Annotated in this window: 20 protein-coding genes; 15 read left to right on the top strand and 5 right to left on the bottom strand. The window is 44.8% G+C overall.

All coding sequences use genetic code 11. The features are described 5' to 3' along the window. Positions 1-5 precede the first annotated feature (5 nt). The 9 genes from KAI37_RS19185 to KAI37_RS19145 all read left to right on the top strand — a co-directional run bounded on the left by KAI37_RS19185 (position 6) and on the right by KAI37_RS19145 (position 9193). Positions 6-605, top strand: coding sequence for a hypothetical protein (locus KAI37_RS19185; RefSeq protein ID WP_071642391.1), 600 nt, complete (start codon positions 6-8; stop codon positions 603-605). Beyond that, a complete protein-coding gene (locus KAI37_RS19180) occupies positions 602-2014 on the top strand; it encodes a contractile injection system protein, VgrG/Pvc8 family (RefSeq protein WP_220030038.1) in 1413 nt (470 codons plus the stop codon). Before KAI37_RS19185 ends, KAI37_RS19180 begins: the two co-directional genes overlap by 4 nt. Beyond that, positions 2011-2658 carry a hypothetical protein gene (locus KAI37_RS19175; protein WP_220030037.1) on the top strand — a complete coding sequence of 216 codons (648 nt, stop codon included), beginning with the start codon at positions 2011-2013 and terminating at the stop codon, positions 2656-2658. Before KAI37_RS19180 ends, KAI37_RS19175 begins: the two co-directional genes overlap by 4 nt. Next, complete coding sequence (locus KAI37_RS19170) at positions 2640-3164, top strand: hypothetical protein (RefSeq protein ID WP_220030036.1); 525 nt, start codon at positions 2640-2642, stop codon at positions 3162-3164. Before KAI37_RS19175 ends, KAI37_RS19170 begins: the two co-directional genes overlap by 19 nt. Positions 3165-3179: 15 nt before the next feature. Next, entirely contained in the window at positions 3180-3572 is a 393-nt protein-coding gene (locus KAI37_RS19165) for a DUF4280 domain-containing protein (protein WP_023989844.1), read from the top strand. 21 nt (positions 3573-3593) lie between these two features. Next, a complete protein-coding gene (locus KAI37_RS19160) occupies positions 3594-6320 on the top strand; it encodes a hypothetical protein (protein ID WP_258383001.1) in 2727 nt (908 codons plus the stop codon). A 10-nt stretch (positions 6321-6330) separates the two neighbouring features. Beyond that, on the top strand, positions 6331-6819 hold the full coding sequence (locus tag KAI37_RS19155; protein WP_220030035.1) for a hypothetical protein: 489 nt from the start codon (positions 6331-6333) through the stop codon (positions 6817-6819). 56 nt (positions 6820-6875) lie between these two features. Beyond that, complete coding sequence (locus tag KAI37_RS19150; RefSeq protein ID WP_071642380.1) at positions 6876-7496, top strand: suppressor of fused domain protein; 621 nt, start codon at positions 6876-6878, stop codon at positions 7494-7496. A 764-nt stretch (positions 7497-8260) separates the two neighbouring features. Next, entirely contained in the window at positions 8261-9193 is a 933-nt protein-coding gene (locus tag KAI37_RS19145; protein WP_220031510.1) for a DUF2167 domain-containing protein, read from the top strand. A 170-nt stretch (positions 9194-9363) separates the two neighbouring features. On the opposite strand, the gene KAI37_RS19140 is transcribed toward KAI37_RS19145, so the two are convergent. Then, positions 9364-10395 carry a PocR ligand-binding domain-containing protein gene (locus KAI37_RS19140; protein ID WP_220030034.1) on the bottom strand — a complete coding sequence of 344 codons (1032 nt, stop codon included), beginning with the start codon at positions 10393-10395 and terminating at the stop codon, positions 9364-9366. 189 nt (positions 10396-10584) lie between these two features. Between KAI37_RS19140 and KAI37_RS19135 the strand changes: the two genes are divergently transcribed. From KAI37_RS19135 to KAI37_RS19120, 4 genes are all read left to right on the top strand, one after another. Continuing rightward, entirely contained in the window at positions 10585-11718 is a 1134-nt protein-coding gene (locus KAI37_RS19135; RefSeq protein ID WP_220030033.1) for a glycerol dehydrogenase, read from the top strand. A 1-nt stretch (position 11719) separates the two neighbouring features. Further along, the gene (gene dhaK, locus KAI37_RS19130) at positions 11720-13480 is read left to right on the top strand and encodes a dihydroxyacetone kinase subunit DhaK (RefSeq protein ID WP_220030032.1); all 1761 of its coding nucleotides are present in this window, start codon (positions 11720-11722) and stop codon (positions 13478-13480) included. Positions 13481-13706: 226 nt separating this feature from the next. Next, positions 13707-13958, top strand: coding sequence for a hypothetical protein (locus KAI37_RS19125; RefSeq protein WP_071642371.1), 252 nt, complete (start codon positions 13707-13709; stop codon positions 13956-13958). Between the two features lie 406 nt (positions 13959-14364). Then, positions 14365-15969 carry a cellulase family glycosylhydrolase gene (locus KAI37_RS19120; RefSeq protein WP_220030031.1) on the top strand — a complete coding sequence of 535 codons (1605 nt, stop codon included), beginning with the start codon at positions 14365-14367 and terminating at the stop codon, positions 15967-15969. 321 nt (positions 15970-16290) lie between these two features. On the opposite strand, the gene KAI37_RS19115 is transcribed toward KAI37_RS19120, so the two are convergent. Continuing rightward, positions 16291-17295, bottom strand: coding sequence for an LLM class flavin-dependent oxidoreductase (locus KAI37_RS19115; protein ID WP_029515656.1), 1005 nt, complete (start codon positions 17293-17295; stop codon positions 16291-16293). A gap of 153 nt (positions 17296-17448) precedes the next feature. Here KAI37_RS19115 and KAI37_RS19110 point away from each other — a divergent pair, with 153 nt between their 5' ends. Continuing rightward, a complete protein-coding gene (locus KAI37_RS19110) occupies positions 17449-17772 on the top strand; it encodes a DUF3817 domain-containing protein (RefSeq protein ID WP_016324638.1) in 324 nt (107 codons plus the stop codon). Between the two features lie 168 nt (positions 17773-17940). On the opposite strand, the gene KAI37_RS19105 is transcribed toward KAI37_RS19110, so the two are convergent. Both KAI37_RS19105 and KAI37_RS26555 read right to left on the bottom strand, forming a co-directional pair. Then, entirely contained in the window at positions 17941-18891 is a 951-nt protein-coding gene (locus KAI37_RS19105) for an acetylxylan esterase (RefSeq protein ID WP_220030030.1), read from the bottom strand. Between the two features lie 36 nt (positions 18892-18927). After that, positions 18928-19191: a YkgJ family cysteine cluster protein gene (locus KAI37_RS26555; protein WP_181127251.1), complete on the bottom strand. Its 264-nt coding sequence runs from the start codon at positions 19189-19191 to the stop codon at positions 18928-18930. Between the two features lie 296 nt (positions 19192-19487). Between KAI37_RS26555 and KAI37_RS19100 the strand changes: the two genes are divergently transcribed. Then, entirely contained in the window at positions 19488-19745 is a 258-nt protein-coding gene (locus tag KAI37_RS19100; protein ID WP_023989828.1) for a GlsB/YeaQ/YmgE family stress response membrane protein, read from the top strand. 129 nt (positions 19746-19874) lie between these two features. On the opposite strand, the gene KAI37_RS19095 is transcribed toward KAI37_RS19100, so the two are convergent. Continuing rightward, the gene (locus tag KAI37_RS19095; protein WP_220030029.1) at positions 19875-21176 is read right to left on the bottom strand and encodes an MFS transporter; all 1302 of its coding nucleotides are present in this window, start codon (positions 21174-21176) and stop codon (positions 19875-19877) included. Positions 21177-21374 lie beyond the last annotated feature (198 nt).

Below are 21374 nucleotides of genomic sequence, written 5' to 3'. Positions count from 1 at the left end.
GCATTATGAAATATGAGGATGAAAAGATTTTGGATCGGCTCCGTGAGATGGAGAAGCTGAAGAGGCCTAACAATATTTTAGCAGGACCCATAATCATTAACGGTCAATCCTATGTGTTTGAAGAGCGCTCTTTTTTTAAGGATCGGCTGAAAATGCATGTCCCCTCTATCTTTACTCCAATGCCCAAGCATTTGCAAAAGATTAAATATCCTCATGAGCAACGTCCAGAAATGATTTTGACGAATGATTTGGGCAGTGTGGATGTTACGCTGAATCGGGTGGACCAGACGTTACAAGATGAATGGGTGGAGCAGCTCACTTCTGGCATGAAGGCCATGATGAAAAATATGAATCCTGCCCATGTATTTTATGATGAAAAAATAGAAGAGGTTTATGGTAAGCAGATTGGCTATTTTGACTTTAAAAGTCCTGCGCTGGACCAGCCCATCTACCACAATATGTTCTACTTTGAGCTGGAAGGAAAGACGGTCATGGGAACATTTTGTTGTCCGTATAAGCAGTATGCTGAATGGCGGGATGTCGCCCTGCAGATGATTCGTACCATTCAAACGGTTGACGAGGCAGAAAAGGAGGGATATGAATGAGTAACCCCATTTACACCACAGCAGATGTTCAGGTGGCCCCTTATCAGTTTCAGCGCGTATTAAGTATCCATCTCATTAAACAGTTAAACGAACATGTGAGCTTCTGCATACGTGGAATTGTTTCGGAGGACAAGCTGGATCAATACGTAGAAAAAGCAGATGAAGATGAGCACATCGAAGTCTTCTTAAAAAGTGAAGGCAAGGAGTTCCGGTTTTTTCAGGGAATCGTCACGAATATTGCTGTAAAAGCTGTAAACGGAGTACGCGAGCTTACGATTGAGGCTAGCAGTGAAACCTTAATGATGGACATTCGCCCTAAACGTCGTTCATTCCAAAAAACAGGAGAGTCGTATAACAAACTGTTTTCGCATGTTACAAGTTCATATACTGATGCAGAAGTGATTGATGAGGCTTCTCATGGCGCAGCTATCGGTGAATTATTAGTGCAATACAATGAAACGGACTGGGCTTTTGTCAAAAGAATTGCTTCTCGGCTACATGCTGCTTTAATTCCAATTACGATGCAACAAGGACTGAAATATGTGATTGGTGTCCCCCATTCTAGTGCCCCTCAACCGCTGAACGAACATAACTATTCCATAAAAAAAGACTTGAAGGAGCACAAGCTCATGTCCCGTAACGGGTTGCCGGAATATGGCGAGTCTAACAGCTTGAGCTATGAAGTGACCAGCAACAAAGTGCTAGAACTCGGTAGTTCCGTCATTTTTCATAAAAGAACGCTTTACATAGCTAGGGCGGAGACGACCACAGAAGGAAATCTGATCGTTAATCGTTACATTTTACGGGATGCACATGGGTTAAAATGCCCAACCGTCTATGCCTATGATCTGTCAGGAGCCTCTCTGTTTGGTAAGGTGATTGATATTTCCAAAGAAAAGGTGAAAATCAAGCTGGAAATTGATCAAGGTTCGACTGCATCCGGGGCTATGTGGTTTCCCTATTCTACGGTATATTCTTCTCCTGATGGGAGCGGCTGGTATGTCATGCCGGAAGCAGGGGATCAAATTCGTCTGTACTTTCCGGATGAAAGGGAGCAGCATGCTTTTGCCGCCAGTTCTGTCGATCTTGCCTCCTCTGATCCTGTTAAAAGAAGTGATCCTGCGGTCAAAAGTATCAGCACCAAATACGGCAAACAAGTCGTTTTCAAGCCTGGTGTAGTAGAAATTATCAACAGTGGGCAAATGCTCATGCGTCTCACGGATGAAGGTGGGATCGAAATTAACAGTAACAAAAAAATAACCCTGTCTGCTGAGGAAGATATCCAGATTACAGGGGGAGCGAAAATTATTATGGAGGGGAAAGAAGGCGTAAGTTTTATTCAATCCGGAGCCAAACTCGACATCATGGACGATGTGAGATTAACCGGGGGTAAGGTGAACATTGAATGAAGCTCATGGATCGGGATGCTGCGTTGCAGGATTTGCTGGAAAAGCACGTATTTACGGAATGGATACATGATTTGGCCCTTATTGAAAACAACTTTCTGACGCGCCAGCAAGCCATTGAAGACGAGCTTATAGCAGCTTTAGAGTCGCTATGCCAGCTTGCTACCCTTCAGCACGAGCAAGGTCGTAAGGGGGATATTCGATATATTTATATCTCCTTGCTCAGAACTCGTGTTATGAAAAATAAAGCGGTTTATCGTATAGATGCCTATGATGAAAATTGGTTTCTGGATGAGACTGAATGCGCTGTGGAATGGTCGGCAGACTTTGTTTTCGGGCCTCTGTTCAATCGCATGACTAAGCTGGAAAAGCTTAAATCAGATTATGCCCGTAAGATCACGACGATGGATATTGAACAAATTCAACAAATTGAGGCGGTCAAATACCATCTGCTCACTGTTGAGTTCTTGAAAAGCCAGATGCCAGTTCTTATCGCTTCCCCTTCGTTAGAAAGGATGCCAAAAGCAAATGTATGCACGATATTTGCTGGAGAATATCGAGATGATAGCGAAATATTGTGCCGTTTTACGCGTAGTGAGGGAGCCGAGGCACGAGAGGGGGGATCTTCATGGATTATTTCCTCTTAAAGCAGGATGTGCGGTATACCCATGTTCCTACGCTACAAAAGGTGATGGAAACGATTGATCCGTGGAAGCTGTATGATTTGCAGCCGGAGGATATTGTCAAGCCATTGATGTTTCACGTGAAGGCAGATGCAGAAAGTATTTTTATTGATTATCTAGAAGGTCCCATTCCACTCATTTCAGATGCTTTAAAACGCCTTGTCCAGGCCTATGTGCCGGAGATGCCTATGAAATTAACGATACTTACTCAGATCGAACAGAAGATACAGAAGAATTACTATATACCTTTTGCGGAGCGGCTTGCAGCAGTACATCCAGAAAGCGAATGGAATTTGGATCAAAGTGTGCTTAGAAAGCTGGTATTACAAGCAGATGCTATTCGGGGCCACAAGATATTTACAATCCAGGAGAGTGCTACCCCGATGATCATCGTCCGTTTGGACGTGGCGGAAAGTATATTGCGGCGTGATTACACAGGGATCGCTTTGGAGCAAGTCCAGGTGAAATAGGGAGGGAAAGGGCATATGTCAGACAATGAGTATTATGTCGTACGGGGGGCCTGTATGCGTTGCACTTGCGGGACCCATCCTCGAAAGATCAATTTGCCGAACAGCCACGGGGCTTTTGTTAATGGTAAACCCATGATGAATGAAGGAGATTATTCTCCTGAGAATGTCCCTCATTTTGGAATTTGTAACAGTCCAGAACAGCCGAGTGCCGAGACTATATATCTGATCGCCGAAGATGGCTCCACAATCTCAGGGAAGCCATGCCTGCCGATGCTGACGGATAAGTGGAAAAACACAAAAGAACAGACAAAGGTGGAAGGCCAGCCAGCCTTGACGACCTCTTCATTTCAGACTTGTTTATATCATGGGTTTATCGAATTTCATACGAATGGCCAGCAGGAGGAGTAGCTGGAAGGGAGGTTTGAAAACATGATAGGATATGATCAGATTCGAATAGATTCCCCCTACCCCATTCAGGTCTTAAAGGATGTTCAGATCGAGTGGAAGCCGGGTGAGCATGGGCGTATTACACTCACAGGTATTTGTAAGGAGTCGAGTCATGCCACGGCTGCGCTAGATGCGACCTCAGAGGATCAGCTACATGTGTATGCGCAGAATGGACAAGAGGAAATCAGCTTGTTTAAGGGTGTCGTTCATACAGTGGAGGTTGAGAACCATAATGGAGTATATACACTTACACTGGAAGGAATCAGTGGCTCATTTGAGCTGGATATTGTTAAAAGAAAGCGGTCATTTCCTGAGGAAAAACAAACATATAAACAGTTAGTGAATAAGCTTGCTCAAGGCTATGAGCGAAGTGATGTCTTGTACCAGACCGGAGAGCAGTCGGTAGGCGAAGCCATTTTACAATATGATGAAACCGACTGGGAGCTTATGAAACGGATGGCGAGCCGTTTACATACAGTGGTGGTCAGCGACATATGGGAGTCCGCATCGCCGAAGCTGTATTTCGGCATGCCTGCTGGCACCCAGCGAACGATTCGCAAGGATACGCCATATACGGCAAGTAAAGATTTAAAGGGCTATCAGCGGGCAGGCGGAACGTCAGCCGGACTACATGATACCGACTTTTTCAAATACGAGATTGAGAGCGGAGAACGGTATGCTCTTGGAGATGAGGTGCAATTTCGCCAGAAAACAATGATTGTAACTGAATTGCGAAGCCGCATGGAAAAGGGACATTTGCTATTCAGTTATGTGTTGGCCCGCGCAGAGGGCATTCGCAGTGATTTCATCTCCAATCCCAAAACAATCGGAATTTCTCTGGAAGGAGAGGTCCTTGCGGTACGGGGAGAGGAAGTGAAGCTGCGGCTGGCGATTGATAAGGATGATGGGGTATCCGAGCCGCATTGGTATCCGTTCGCTCCCCCAACGGGAAGTGCGATGTACAGTATGCCAAAGGTGGGAACACAGGCAAGCCTGTATTTTCCAGATGCGTCTGGTTCCAGAGCAATGATTTTGGGTGCGGTTCGTACAAATGGAGACGGGTGTGCGAAAACGAGTAATCCCAATGACCGATATTTTGGTACGGAGCATGGAAGTGAGCTGAAAATGGCACCAGGTCGCATCCATATCATGGGTGATGCGGGTGGGACATTGCAGATGAGTCTGGACGATGCTACTGGGATTGAAATAACTAGTCCCAAGAAGTTATCGTTAGAAGCAGAGCAGGAAATCATTCTGAATACGCCGAAGAAAATCATTATTGATGGAACAAGTCAGGTCATGGCGTATCAGACGGGAGGAAGCACGGGGCTTTCGGTAGAAAACGAATACCACGTGTTGGGAGGAAACGTCTGGGCTGACGGTAGCGACCGAACTGCATATCCGCCGTTTGATGATGAACCGAAGGAAGGCGAGCCCCCTCCACCACCGCCGCCCCCTGAACCGTTTAACTGGGGCAAGCTAGGGATGAATATTTTGGGCGGTTTGGCGGTTGTGGCAGCTGTAGCCGTGGTGGCGGCCGTTACGGTAGCGACGCTTGGAGCGGGTACGGTGGTCATTGCGGCGGTAGCCGGAGGAGCACTGCTTGCAGGCGGCTTGGGCGTAGCGAGTTTGGCGGCATCGGATATCGCCCGAGGGGAAGTGAGCGACTTTAGTGACTATGCCCTGACCGGCTTAAAAGAAGCGGGGATCGGGGCAGTGTCTGGAGCGATCTTTGGTCCACTCGGTGTAGGAGGAACGTTGCTAAGAAAAGCAGCGATCGGCGGTGTGACAAATGCCGCGGAAAATCTGGCGAGTCAGGTGCTAAGTGGTGAGAAGATCAACTGGGGCTCAGTAGCAAAGGACGCAGGACTGGGCTTTGTCACTGTGGGCGTACTGGATTCCAAAGTAGGCAAGGCCATTGGCGGATTCGCTGAAAAAGTAGGCAGCAAGGTTACACCGCAATGGATTAGCAAAGGTGTAGATGCAGTCGGGGCAGGCTTTGGCAAAGCTGTAAACAAGCTGGAGCAGGCCGGCAGTAAACTGGGTCAGAAGTTCAATGAGCAACTGAGTAAAATGTCAGACGGCCTTAGCCCCGGGAAGTTGGCCACGGCCAACGGAGCGCCAGTTCCGCACGTTAATAAGATAGACAGCGGACCACTTCCACAGACGGATGTGCAGAAGAATTACAACAAGGTCATGAAGGAAATGGAAGAGAGCGCGGCGAAAAAGGTTGAGGGAACAGTAGGAAGTAAAGAAAAAGTAACTGTTAAGAAGTATGGTGAGTGGAAATATGATAAATCTGGGAAGCAAAAGCATCACCTTAATCAAGATGCTGCATTTAAAAAAGATGGGAATGGCAAACAGGTAATCCCGTCAGATGAAGGATATACTATCGAATTAGAGGGCAATGCATTTAAGGATGTTGGTTCACCACATTTTATGGCACATAAAACTATGGAAGAATTTTTTAATAGATATAGAAAAGGGGATAAAAAAGGTTTAATTCCTACAAATGCTGAATATAACGTAGCATTATATAAATCGTTGAGAAAGGCCGGATTAACCGAAAAACAAACCTTAGATGTAGTGGAGAAAGCTAGAAGCCAACGGTTAAAATATGGTTTACAAGATGATGATCCAATACCAAAAATACCAGGACAAATAAATTCTATATATAAATATTTATTTCAAAAAATAAAACTAAACTGAGGGGAAGAAAATGAGCGAAGTAAAGGATTTTTACGATAATACAATATCTAAAATTGATTTTTTCAGTAACTGTGGGGATGCTATTAATGCTACACTCAATGTTAATGTTACGCAAGTACGTAACTGGGTTGATGTTGAAAAAAAAGTTAATTCTACTTGGGATAATGTTAGACTCCAAATAAGAAATCAACTAACTTCGACTCTACATGAGAATTGGCGAGAAGAATACAGACAGTGGAATAATATTACTATGGAGGCTAAATTATTACTTAAGGATGGAGTCCTTAAAAATATTTCTACATTTATAGAAAGAAATAAATTAAACAATTGTATATATGAGAGCGTTGAGTGGGATTTGCTTACTGCAATGATGGAGTATGCATATAGCACGTATGTAAAACCAGGTTTTCATACAGAATTGTTGGAAATATATAATTCAGGACATATACCTTGTGGTTGGAAAGGTAAGTGGCCTCAAGGAAGCCTATTGGTATTCTAACAGCCTATGGGAGGACTTCAATACAAAGAGATTGCTTATAAGAGGAAGTGATAATATTGGATATAAATAATCAATTATTAGAACATTATAAGAAATACATTGGTGAGCCAGATTTAATAAATATAGAGACCGTTTCAGAAAGTCTAAATATAAACTTAATCATTTTTCGAGCAAACGACCAAAGAGACTTTCATACTATTATAACGTCAGGAATGAGCTTATTACCTGCACAAGTTTCAGAAGATAATAAAGATTGGGAATATACAGAACTTATCATGTATCTTCCGGCATCATGGCCTGTGGCTAAAGAGGATATTAAAGATTTTAAAGATTATTGGCCATTTGGTTGGCTAAGAAAACTTGGCAAGTTCCCGCATGAAAGAAACACATGGTTTTGTTATGGAGACACTATACCTAATGGGGATCCTCCAGAACCAATTGCAAATGACAATAATTTCACTTGTATGCTATTATTACCTCCCATTCGTGAAGATGAAGGATTTAGCTCGTTAATGTTAAGTAAAGATAAAACCATACAATTTTTAGTTGTTTGTCCAATATATCAGGAAGAAATGGAATTTCAACTATCAAAAGGTTTTGGTGCTCTTCTTGAAAAGTTTGATGAATACAGCGTAAATGATATTGTTGAAGTTAATAGATTAAATACATGTAAATAAGGATATTAATAGCTAATAAAAGAGCGAGAATAACAGATTGTAAAAAGAATTTACACAATTAATTGACCCCAAAATTATAATTTATCTTAAAAAACTTATTTCACTCGAACATGAGAGGAATAAGTTTTTTCTTGTAGAGAATGACCAGTTGTGTGCTATGGTGACACTATCAAATACTGATGAATAGCCCCTAGTCTCCAAAACAAGCAGTGAACTCTTAGAAGGCTATTCAATGATTAGCTTATTTCTAATTAAATCGACCCTGTGTAAGCCTATACATTCTTTTAAATAAAAAAATTGACATATATTTAAAAACAGGACAAAAGTCACTAAGACTAAAGTCCTTTGTTAGATGAATTGTACATTCCTTAATCTGATGAAATTCGACATTTTTTATGCTAGACGGATGTATTCGAAATTAAGCTAGAAGTCAATGGGGGTGTCGTATCAAGGAATAATCCCTTTTTAGAAATTCATAAGTAGGAAACTGGCACGGAGAAGTAGTGCCATTGCGCAATTGTGCTTGTCCTTTATGAGTCTTTCTTATCGCTCATTCACTTATTATAAATTCAGTTCGATTAGATTAGAATATTTGCATACATATGTATAAAAATGAGTATTAAGTCTCGGAAACTCCCTTTGCTACTGCGAATTGACAAAATATGAAGCAGTGGCTAATATGGTTGGGGACACGGAAGATACTGGAATTTATAAAGGGGTAATGAGTTTTGAACAAGAGACTAGATAACAGATGTAGTAACAAAATGAAATGGGGCCAAACGATTTTTGGAGCGCTGTTGGCGCTTAGTCTGGTGTTACTCAGTGGGGGTAACGTGTGGGCCTCATCCAATGAACAATTAAAATGGATTGAGGGCGGCCGAAAGGTAGACCTGGGAAAAATGGCTACGGTTGAACTGGACTCATCTCTTCTTTTCTTAGATGCAGCTAACACGGCAAAAGTAAGCAAGATGAATCATGAGAAGCCAACTGGCAAGGAAATGGGGAGTATATTTCCGAAAGATGAAAATCAAAATTGGGAAGTTGTTTTTGAATACGATGAACTTGGACACATCAAGGATGATGAAAAAGAAGACATCGATGCGGATGCCATTCTAGATAGTTATAAAGAGGGTACGGAAGAGAGTAACAAGGAAAAAGCGGAAAGTGATCGTCTGTATGTTACGGGCTGGGATGTGGAGCCTTTTTATAATGAGGCGACCCATAATCTAACCTGGTCTATGCTGGCGGAGGATGGGAACAAGGAAAAACTGATCAATTATAATGTTCGTTTGCTCACTCGTCAGGGTTATATCTCTGCAATATTAGTGTCCGATCCTGCGCATTTGGACGCAGATAAGAAGTTTTTGAATGAGAACATATTACCCAAGCTGACAGTCAAATCAGGTGAGCGGTACGAGGAATTTAATGCTTCAACGGACAAAATTTCCGAATACGGCCTAACCGGATTGATTTTGGGAGGAGCAGGCTTGGCAGTAGCTAAAAAAGTAGGCTTGTTGGCATTACTCATTGCTTTTTTTAAGGGCGCGGGAATTAAGGTTATCATACTTATTGGTGCTGCTTGTGCAGGTATGTTTGGTGTAATAGGCAAGTTTTTCGCCAAATTATTTCGCAAGAAAAAATCGGAATCCATGCACAATGAAACGACCGCTCAGGATCAGTCAGAAACACTACAGTAACGATAAAGAAACATTCCATAAAAATTGCTGATAAAAAGGGGATGGTGATTGAACGCAAAACATAATCTCAGGCAGCCTGAGAAGCACGAGCTGGATACGCAACTTGAGCAGAACAATATGAACAGATGATCATGGTGATGTTAGACCCGTGAATCATCTGTTTTTCGTTTTTATCCCTTGTAATACTTTCGATACACCGCGGGCGTTGTGCCTTCATACTTTTTGAATATTTTAATAAAATACCCCGGCTCATTGAAGCCGAGCTCGCTACTGATCTGAGATACAGGAATATCTGTAGCTTCGAGCAATTGCTTCGCCCATTTAATCTTCAGGCGGGAAAGATAGCTGGAAAAGTTCTCCCCCGTTTCCTTGGCAAACAGCCGACTAAAATAGCTTGGGCTAATGTGGCACAAGTCAGCCATGGCTTTGAGAGAAAAAGTTTCACCCTTGTGCTCAAAAATATATTCAAAGGCGGGTTTTAGTACGGGATTTCCGCACGGAATATTCACATCTCCTGAGGAATTCAGATAGGCATCTGCTAAGAAATTATTCATTTCTTTCTTAAGGCTTTCGATATGCTCCAGCGAGTAGCCAGGAAGGATCTCGGACAGCTGTGGAGTGGACTGTGTGGCCGACGCCTTCTCGAACATTTCTGCGAGAAGATTTTTGTTCATGGCTTCTTCAACAATATAATTACACAATAAGGATAACATGTTGGAGATCGTCTGAATTTCCTGATAGGTCATGGATGGCAGATCGGCGTAGTCGTTCTTAAGTTCCTCCCATTTGGAACTGTACAGTTTTTCATTTTTTGACGTGAGGATTTGCTCCAGCTGTAGGGCACTCGAAGGATCAGCTAAGCGGACCTGACCTGCCATGACAGCGCCGATGTACTTATCGTCAATAATGATCGGTACCGCGATGTCGACGATGTCATAATGACAGAGATAAATATAAGGTTTGTTGGAACGCACCGCTTCAAGTCCACCGCGAGAGTCACATTTTTGGCAGTAGGGAAGGAGATTCTCATCCTGGCGAACCTTCTTGCAGAACGATTGGCATTGGCTGTGGCTAGTTACGGGATTCCCTTTATAATCGACAGTGAGAATGGCTAATTGGGTAACGGATGCTAATGAATCCTGCAACTGCTCCCACTTTTTCAAATCAAAGATTTTCTGGATGCTCAAATGTTCACGTATCAAGATTCTCATCCCTTAATGGTAAAATATACTGTAAGCGATAACAAAAAAGTACAATTCGTGATCTTTAGTGCAAAAAAATACGATTGTAGATTATAATATATTCCTTGATTCCTCCAATGTAAAGTTTACATGGTTCGGTTATAGTTTTAATCAGAACGAAGCCAACACAATCATAAGGAGGAATTATAGATGAGAAAAGCTTTTATCAGCCCAAGCAAATATGTACAAGGTGAAAACGAATTGTTGAATTTGGGTTACTATGTGAGCACCTTCGGCAAATCCGCTTTACTGATTGCGCATCCTGCCGATGTGGCGCGGGTAAAAGATAAGCTTGATTCCACTTTGGGTAAATATAACGTGACCTTTATTGAAAGCGGTTTTATGGGCGAGTGTTCCAGACAAGAAGTGTCTAGACTTCAGGAAATTGCTACTGCGAATGGATGCGATTGTATCGTAGGTCTCGGGGGTGGGAAAGCGATCGACGCGGCGAAATGCGTGGCCCAAGGGGAAGCGCTTATCATCTGTCCAACGATTGCTGCGACGGATGCACCGACAAGTCACTCGGCCGTTCTTTACACCCCGGAAGGTGCTTTCGATGATTACGCCTATTTTAAGCAAAGTCCGAATGTCGTATTAGTCGACACCACCGTAATTGCCAATGCACCAACCCGATTCCTCGTATCAGGCATGGGTGATGCACTGTCGACTTACTTTGAAGCCCGTGCGACCTCCCGTTCTTACTCCAGGGTCAATGCCGGACTGCCTAACGGAGTACGCGAAGGACAGTGTGCGCCAGCAGTAGGTACAAATGCGGCGATTGCACTTGCAACGCTATGTTATGAAATGCTGTTGAAAGACGGTGCCAAAGCAAAAGCGGCATGTGATGAAAACCAGGTTACGCAAGCACTCGAGAATATCATTGAAACTAATATTTTACTCTCAGGCCTCGGCTTCGAGAGCGGCGGACTTGCGGCGGCCCATGCGATTCATGATGGACTCACGATTTTGGAAGGCACGCATCATTATTATCATGGGGAGAAAGTTGCATTCGGCACGATCGCACAGCTGGTGCTCGAAAATGCACCGACGGAAGAATTACATCAGGTACTGGATTTCTGTTTAGCCGTCGGTTTACCAGTCTGCTTGGCTGATATTGGCGTCGATCATATCAGCCAGGAAGAACTCATGGAAGTAGCTGCAAAGGCCTGCATTCTGGAGGAATCGATTCATTCCATGCCGTTTCCGGTCACAGTGGAGCAGGTTGCAGCGGCAATCGCTGCGGCCGACCGTATCGGGAGCCAGTACAAAGCGGAGGTAAAGTAGCATGAAAAAGGTCATCAACCGTGCGGAAAATTTGGTCCTTGAGATGTGCAGCGGTATTGCGCTCGCGCATCCCGAGCTGGAATTTCTGCCAAAATACAAAGTGCTCAAAAAAAAGGAATTGAACGCGGAGAAAGTAACGCTCATCAGCGGCGGTGGTAGCGGTCATGAGCCCGCCCACGCCGGATTTGTTGGCAAAGGGATGCTCGATGCCGCAGTCTGCGGTGATGTCTTCGCCTCTCCCTCACAAATTCAAGTATATCAGGCCATCCGAGCGACAACCGGGAAAAAAGGTGCGCTACTGATTATTAAAAATTACAGCGGCGATATTATGAACTTTAGAAACGGCGCCCATCTGGCCACTGAAGACGGTCTGGAAGTGGACTATGTAAAGGTTGAAGACGACATCGCTGTAGAAGACAGCCTATATACGGTCGGACGGCGCGGGGTGGCGGGAACGGTACTCGTCCATAAGATCGCGGGTGCAGCGGCGGAAGAGGGCCGGAGTCTGGCGGAAGTTAAAGCAGTGGCCGAGAAAGCTGCTGCGAATGTACGCAGTATCGGATTCGCATTGACTTCGTGTACCGTGCCGGCGAAGGGCACGCCAACATTAGAGCTCGGGCATGATGAAATCGAGTACGGCGTCGGCATTCACGGCGAGCCTGGGACCAGCCGTGAGAAGCTGACGGATGCGGATACGTTGGCAGGCAGAATGGTAACCGATCTCCTTCGAGACATGCAGATTGAAACTGGATTCAGCGGAGAAATAGCCCTGTTGATCAATGGTTTCGGCGGTACGCCTCTGCAAGAACTGTACCTCTTCAATCATTCGGTCACTCGCGAACTAGCAGCGAAGGGGATCACGATCGATCGCACTTTTGTCAACAATTATATGACGAGTATCGATATGGCAGGTATCTCGGTTTCCATCATGAAGCTGGACAACGAACTGAAAACGCTCCTTTCCCATGAAAGCAACGCACCTGCGTTCAAGGTGGCTGGACCTGTTGATCATGTCGTATTCACGGATATTTCAACTGTAGCAGACGAAAAGCGGCAAGTATCCTTTGCGGTGGAAACGGACCCAGCCTTAGCGGTTATTGAGAACAACAAAGTTACGTTGAACAATCTTATCTATTTAGTAGATAAGATGAGCGAGGTTATCATCAAGAATGAGGTACCTTTCTGCGATCTTGACTCTCATGCAGGCGACGGCGACTTTGGCATGAGCGTTGCTAAGGGATTTCGTCAGCTAAAACGGGAATGGAGAGACATCCTGAATCAAGATTCTTTGACGATGGGAGCCTTTCTTCATTCATGCTCGCTCGTCATCATGGAATATTGCGGTGGCGCTTCGGGTCCGATCTGGGGTTCAGCATTTCGCGCAGCGGCACGATCTGCGGGCGAACGAACCGAACTCACCGTTTCCGAATTCGCGGATATGATGCAGGCTGCGGTGCAAGGCATACAATCGACAGGCGAACGTTCTTTCGGCAGAGGAGCCGTCGTTGGCGATAAAACGCTTATAGATGCATTAGTGCCATGTGCAGATAGCTGGTTGGAGAGCGCAAAATTAGATTTTGATGTGAAGGCAGCCTTTGTAAGAGGTGCTCAAGCCGCTGTATTAGGGGCCAAAAAGACGGAAGACATCGTGGCGCGCATGGGCCGTGCCGGAACGGTCGGAGAGAGAAGCCTTGGTTATCCAGACGCGGGGGCTTATGCGCTTGGAGTGATCTTTACGGAGCTTGCTGAATGTTTGAACTAATTCTATAAATCCAAAATTACTGGCGCGAACACTTCGTTTAGATATCCATTCCTGCCTGTAACACTCGCTAATTCTTAAAAATTCAAGGTTTGTTCATTGCAATTGATGTGCATTAGGTTTATAATTTCAGACGGATTCAAAGGGCTTATCCCGGAATCCATGGGAGTTCATCCCATCTGAGCTAGCTTACTGCATGCTCAAATATGAATTAAGCGAGGGATTTACAATGAAAACCTGCTGCACCATCCAAGTTGACGAAGACAGTTTAGTTATTGATTTACCAGAAGAAGGAACCACGCTAGAGTCCCTGCTCGGAGATATTGAGAGCTGTGGAGGTAGTGAAGAACCTTGGCTGCAACTTATTGACAAGGTAATAGGTAACTCATCTGAGACTGTACTGACAGAGCAAGCGACGGATGGCGGCGATATGAAGGAAGATCAGACGACCAAAGAGCCTCAAGCAACCGCTCAGGGGTAATAGGGAGATCATACGTTAAGACGATATTTGTAACATTATTCGATCACATATAAGATCATCTATAAGACTGCTATACCGAGCCAAGGCATCGGGAAGCAGTCTTTTTTTATTAAACAACTAAAATTCTCCAAATTTTTCAATTGTTAAATGAGTCTTTTGTCCCTTTAGTACTCTATAGTAGCCAACTAAGCAGAACACATCCCAAAACCGTGACTTCCTGTTCATTTTCTATCATAAAGTCGAAATGTAACATGAAACTAACTATAATAGTAGTATCATCCATATACAGGTAAGTGACATCTATGTTTGGACCTGATCCTCTTGCTGCATGAAGGAGGGGACGAAAGAGCAGAGAACAACGTACTGATAAGTCTCATCTACTTTATAAAAAGGAAGGAATGTGTAAATGATGAATGGGCAATGGATCCTGCCAAGGATCGCAAAAAGAGTAGCGGTGATGCTAACAGCAGTATTACTGTTAACGTTAACGAACGGATTCAACTGGAATACGCAAACAGCAGAGGCTGCTGGGACGACCCCTGTGGAACGTTACGGACAACTTTCAGTAAAGAATGGTAAATTGGTGGATAAAAATGGTAAACCTGTACAACTCAAAGGTATTAGCTCTCACGGCGTTCAATGGTTTGGGGATCTGGTAAATCAGGACTCTATGAAATGGCTACGGGACGATTGGGGCATTTCCGTATTCCGGGTTGCACTGTACACTGAAGAAGATGGTTATATCGCCAATCCTTCTTTGAAAAATAAAGTGAAGGAAGCGATTGAGGCAGCACAGAAGCTGGGCTTGTACGTCATTATTGACTGGCACATTCTCTCAGATGGCGATCCGAACATTCATAAAAAAGAAGCCAAAGCTTTCTTTAATGAATTTTCGACTCAGTACGGCCATTTGCCTAACGTAATCTATGAGCTTGCCAATGAGCCGAATGGGAATGTGAACTGGAACAATCAAATCCGACCTTATGCGTCTGAGGTATCTCAGGTTATTCGTGCTAAGGACCCGGACAATATTATTATTGTAGGAACAGGCACATGGAGTCAGGATGTACATGATGCAGCAGACCATCCACTTCCAGACAAGAATACAATGTATACCGTACATTTCTATGCGGGTACGCATGGACAGTACTTGCGCGATCGGGTCGATTATGCGCTGAACAAAGGCGTGGGCATATTTGCTACCGAGTGGGGTACAAGCGATGCTTCGGGTAACGGTGGTCCGTTCCTGAATGAATCCAAAGTATGGACTGATTTTCTTGCAAGCCGTGGAATCAGTTGGGCTAACTGGTCGCTGGCAGATAAAAATGAGACCTCTGCTGCGCTGTTGCCTGGTGCTGACCGTAAGGGCGGATGGCCTGATTCACAATTGTCCGCTTCCGGAAAATTCGTAAAACAGGCGATTCTGGAAGGCTCCAGCAACAATGGTGGAGGCGGAAACAACGCTGGGAATAACGGCGGAGATGGCGGCAACACTGGCGGTGGCAACAACGGCGGCGATAACGGTAACGGAGGAAGTACACCAGGCAGTAACGATCAAGGGATTGTGCTTCAGTATCGCACTGGTGACACGAACGCCAAGGATAACGCAATCCGTCCTGAATTTAATATCAAAAATACAGGGAAAACAGCTGTGAAGTTGAGTGATCTAAAAATTCGCTACTATTACACAGATGAAAGCAAACAAGCTCAGCAGTTTTTTGTAGACTGGGCCAGGATTGGCAATGAAAAGGTAAAAGCAACATTTGTAACATTGCCGAATCCAAAGGCTAAGGCTGATAAATATATGGAGATCTCTTTCACAGATGGAGCGGGAACGATTCAGCCCGGCGGGGAAAGCGGAGAAATTCAACCCCGTATTCATGCTGCAAATTGGAGCAATTTTGATGAGACCAACGATTACTCCTATGGTGCTACCCAAACAGCATTCGCAGACTGGGACCATGGCACTGTATATCAGCAGGGTAAGCTGGTTTGGGGGATAGAGCCTTAGAATTTAATCGTTATTAACTTTATCGGAACGAGTAAAGATATGGGACTTTTGGGTGCAAGCTTTCCAAGGTTTGGAGTATAGAATATGCGCCTTTGGTATATGAGGACTGGAACTTTAGGAGGTAACGACTGACACTTTAGTTTCGGTGTATATACTACTAAAGTACCATATGATGTTCGACTTTTGTGGTGCTTGAATTACTTCTATAGTGCAGAGGGGTTGGTTCCAATGGACCCTTCTCTACGACAAACCCCCGCTGTTGCCATCATAGGCAGGCGGGGGTTTTAATGTTTCTGAAGCTCAGCCTCCGTTCAACTGCGTCTATACCAAATCAAAAGCTTTGGCCAGCAGACGGTAGGACTGAACACGTTTATCAAAGTCATGTATGGATGAAACGACCAGTAATTCATCAGTACGATACTGCTCAGCCAGTCTTAGCAGCTGTTCCTTACACTGTTCAGGGGTACCAACAACACGCCATGCTGCGGACTGACGCAGCCGCTCACGATCCAACTCCGTGTACGGATAGGACATTGCTGTTTTTACCGACGGAAGAGAACTCATTTCTTTACCTTGCATAAGCAAAAGGAAATACAAACTAGCACTGGACGCCAGTTGTTCAGCTTCTTCTTCGGTTTCCGCACAGGCCACCGTCACAGCCGCCATGGAATGGGGCTTATCACCCAGGATCGAAGGCTGGAATTGCTCGTGGTAACGTGCGGTAGCTTCTACACCACCTGGAGTCCCGAAAAATTGGGCAAAGGCATAGGAGGCACCCATCATCGCAGCCAATCTGGCGCTTTCTCCGCTGGAGCCGAGCAACCATAATTCAGGGACGGTCGATATCATCGGGGAGGCATGAAGACCGGCAAATCGATGATTGTCAGGCACCGAATCATGGAAGTAGTCGATTAAATCGAGAATCTGCTGTGGATATTGTTCGACAGATTGGTACTTGCCTTCCTGCAGGGCACGAGTAGCCAGCGGTAAACCACCGGGAGCACGCCCTATTCCCAGGTCGATGCGTCCGGGATGGAGAGCCTCCAGCAAGCGAAAGTTTTCGGCGACTTTATACGCGCTGTAGTGTGGCAGCATAATACCGCCTGAACCCACACGAATGCGTGATGTATGAGCAGCCAAATGCGCAATCAGCACCTCAGGGCTGGAGTGCGCTAGTGTTTTGGACGCATGATGCTCGGATACCCAATAACGGCTGTATCCCAGTTGATCAGCTTCACGCGCTAAATCTGTTGTATTGGATAATGCATCCTGAGCAGTACCGCCTTCAGGAATATGAGACTGGTCCAGTATACCCAGTTTAAGCATTTTGCAATCACCTCTTACACAACTGTATCAGACACAACTCATTAGGTCAAAACTCAAAAATGGATAGGTTGGAGTTTGGGGACCTTTTCGTTATAATAAAGGATGTGTAAAGGATGAGAGAACATCCTTGCTTATGGAGAGGGGATTGAATTTGTGTTAAGAACACCTTTGGGGCGTGTCCGACTCATGCTCTGGATTCAAGCTATAGCTTATTTGGCGATACTATTCACCCACCAGCCCCTGCAAGCGGCGGGCATGACCCAGGCGGTTATGGTGATTGGTAACATATACCGGGTGAGCTTTTTGTTGCTCCTCGTTGCTTTAATCTATGGAAAAACAGCACTGCACTGGTCTATACGGCGGCCTCTTTTTATTATGTTTGCCTCCTTCATCCCGTTTGGTCTGATGATTATGGATTTTGTTTGGGTGCGAAAATGGACAGGGGATTCGGCAGCAGAACAGCGAACTGCATCGTAACATTTGAAGATGCGCTTAGTGTGAAGTTTCGAGGAGTTTGTCTGGCGTAAGCGGGACTGGTCCCGATGCAGTAGAAAAGAACATTACGCAGGTTGATGCGTGGTGTTCTTTTTTTGTGCACCGGAGGAATCTTCTACATATTTTTACTTTCGAGCGTTCAAAATCAAATTATGAAAAATGCTGAACTAAAAATTCTGCCGTCTTGCGTCTTTGAAAGCCTTCAACCCAATGTCCAGTAAACGGATAAATTTCAATCGTTTTCGCTGATTCAATGCGGTTATAAGCGGCGAAAATCGTCTCTGGCATACACACAGTATCCTTAAACCCTACCGATACCATGACCGGTATACGAATGCGATGAGCAAGATTCATCACGTCAAAATAACTTAATGTATGTAGTACCTGCTCCAAATGCTCCGGGAATCGGTTGGCGAATTCGGCAGCTTCCGTCAGTGAACTGGTAGAATTCATCATACCAAAATCCATATGACACATATTGGGGATATCCGCCACCGTAATGGCAGCTTTATCGCTGAGCGCAGCCACCATTAATGAAAGTCCGCCGCCCTGACTAGCGCCACTGACTGCGATTTTAGCCGAATCGACATCCGACTGCTCCGCTACCCAATCTACGGCTCTAAGGGCATCGGTTGTAATCGTTTTGTAGTAGCAGGTATCCTTGTCCAATATTCCTTTCGTTACCCAGCCTTTAACCGTACCGTGAGGATCACCCAGACGGTCTCCCGTTTCTCCTCCCTGACCACGTACATCTACTGCCAATACAGCAAAGCCAAGCATGAGCCAAGAGGAATAATCTTCAGGATAGCCTTTTCCGCCTGTATAGCCATGAAACAGAACGATACACGGCAACTTTTGATCTCCGGCAGATCGGGGGCGTACATACCAGGCATGCAGAGGCGTATCATCGACACCCTCAAAAGTAATCCGGTAGGCAAGGATATGAGGATATGGTGTTTCTACGGGAGCTTTGAACGCACGTACAGGTTTGGTGTGGACTTCTTCCAATGTTTTGGCCCAGAATAAATCTATATCCTTCGGGGCGGTAAGATCGGGCCGATATTGCTTCAATTCGGCAATTCTTTTTTCAATAACATTCATAATTAAAATTCTCCTTCATATAGAATGAACTTCTCCTTATGCTTTACCCGGTAAAGTTGACTCCTCCAGCTCTCTGAGCAGCTCAAATGCTTTTTCATTAGTGCTTCCACACGTATCCTCATCAGCATGGAATCCACTGCATACAACTGGGCGCTCAGGTTTGCCAAACAATCGGCAACGGTAATCGGAAGTGAGCTGAGGGCAAGGAACGCCAGCTGGTTTTCCATCTGGCATGCCGGGAATAGGGGAAGAAATCGTAATGGCAATACAGCACGCGGCACATCCTACTCGACACTCCAGTTGGGGTCACTCCTTAAAATCTGTTATTTTTGTAACTTATGCATGAAGTGACATTAATGAAGCCATAATGTGAGGATGGCACAAAAAAAGCAGGAATACAAGGATAAACGCATATTAGACACACTTTTCACACAAGGGGTATAAATAGTCGTAGAGGCACGTAAGATGGTATCAAGTCCCTAAATCAGTGTTCCGTTATGTGGTAATATTAACCAATCGTCTTTTGTGTGTTCAAAAGGAGTTCGAGTGGTTAATAATAGAACACAACGATAAAAACTTAAACGAGGTGACGCAAAATGAGTTGGTTATGGGCATTGATTGTTGGTGGTATTATTGGTTGGTTGGCAGGAATTATTGCAGGTCGTGATGTTCCGGGTGGCGTGATAGGTAACATCATCGCTGGTTTTATCGGCGCATGGTTGGGTAGCTTGATTCTGGGAAACTGGGGTCCTGAAATCGGATCGTTCTACATCGTTCCTGCATTAATTGGTGCGATTGTGCTGGTCGTGATTGTAAGCTTGATCTTCCGTTCCGTTGGACGGAGTAGAGGCTAACTTTACGAATCATTGAATAGACTAGCCCCTATGGGGCACAAGGCTAAAAATGGAAAGAAGCTGCTTCCGCAAGGTTCGAAAATGAACCTGTGGGAGCAGCTTTTTTTGAGGAAAAGTGACGAATTTTTCCTATTGAAAACGCCTGATATGAGGAACACTTAGAACGCCGAGCACGATACACATGCCTATGGTTGCAAACATGCCAATTGTGAACATACCACCAAGCTTATCCGCTACAGCACCTACGGCCAGATAGCCGACAGGGAGCAGGGCAAAGGAAAACATTAGATCCAGACTAGCTACACGTCCAAAAGACTCGGCTGGGACTAATTCCTGAAGGCTTGTCTCCCAGATAATCGCAAATATCATAATGCCAAATCCTTCGAGCATCATGCTCATAATCAGTCCTGGCATCCAAGTGACTACAGACAATAGTAGTAAAGCAAGGCCGCTGACAAAAGCTCCTAAGTAAGCGAGCAGACCGCGATGCTTCCAATGCTTGCGTGATCCATACACAAAGGCCCCCAGCATGGCGCCAATGCCGCTACTTGCCATCGCAATGCCGTATACGACTGGATTGTAGCCATGATGAACCTTGAACAGCCACGGAATGAGTACAGCGATAATGCCTGAATAACAAATATTAATGAAGGAAAAGGCAAGAATCGTAATCCATAGCCAAGGATGGCTTTTGAGAATGGTAAAGCCTGCGATAAAATCCTTGAGAAAATGCTGTCCACCCTGATCTTGCTGTTCTGGATCTACCTGACCTTTGCCGATGATGGAGGCCAAATGAGAGCTCAGCATCCAAAAGCAGGCAAAAGATATCAGATAAGCGATAGAATCCAGTCCAAAGCCGACACCCGGTGAGGAAAAAGATACAATGAAGCCTCCTAACGGAGGGCCAAGTAGACGGACGGCTTGTATACTGATCTGACTAAGCGCGTTAGCTGCATTACGTATGTCCGGTGTAAACACCTGTGCGCGTAAGGCAGAATAAGCAGGATTAAAGATGCCGTCCATCAATCCGTACAACGCTAGGCCAACGAATAGAACCGGTAATTTCATCCCGCCTGTAAACATCAGCACCGCCGCAATGAACATCAGTCCAAACCGGGCGATATTCGTAAACAGAAGGAGACGAATTCGGTCAATTCTGTCCACGATCATTCCTGCGAAAGGCAGAATAAGTACGTTAGGCAGCATATAAACAGTCATCGCCAGTCCCATGATAGTAGTCGAGCCTGTTAGGGAATAGATAACCAGTGGCAAAATGACTGTGGTGACTGAGCTCCCCAACATTGCGATCCAATGTCCAAGCCACAACAAGGTGAACGCTTTGGATTGTTTTAAAGGTGAAGTGAAGGTAGCCCAGGCTGAGTGACTTCCTTCAGGTGATGTAGAGGATAAGGTTGAATTTTGGGTATCCATAGTCACACTCCGGTATATTTCTAGACTGAATCTATTTCATAATACCTTCAGTAGCTTTAATAAGGAGTACATATAGATCAAAATGGTTTAATTTGTCTATACGTCATATACATTTCGTTGGTTTAATCATTTATGAAATGGATTCAACTGCATATTAAAACCTATTATACGAAATCTCTAACGTAAGGGTACAGAAAA

Origin of the sequence: Paenibacillus sp. S25 (assembly GCF_019454085.1) — a bacterium.
Lineage (GTDB): Bacteria > Bacillota > Bacilli > Paenibacillales > Paenibacillaceae > Paenibacillus > Paenibacillus polymyxa_B.
The sequence above is the reverse complement of the archived record's forward strand: the minus strand, read 5'-3'. Positions and strand labels throughout refer to the sequence as shown.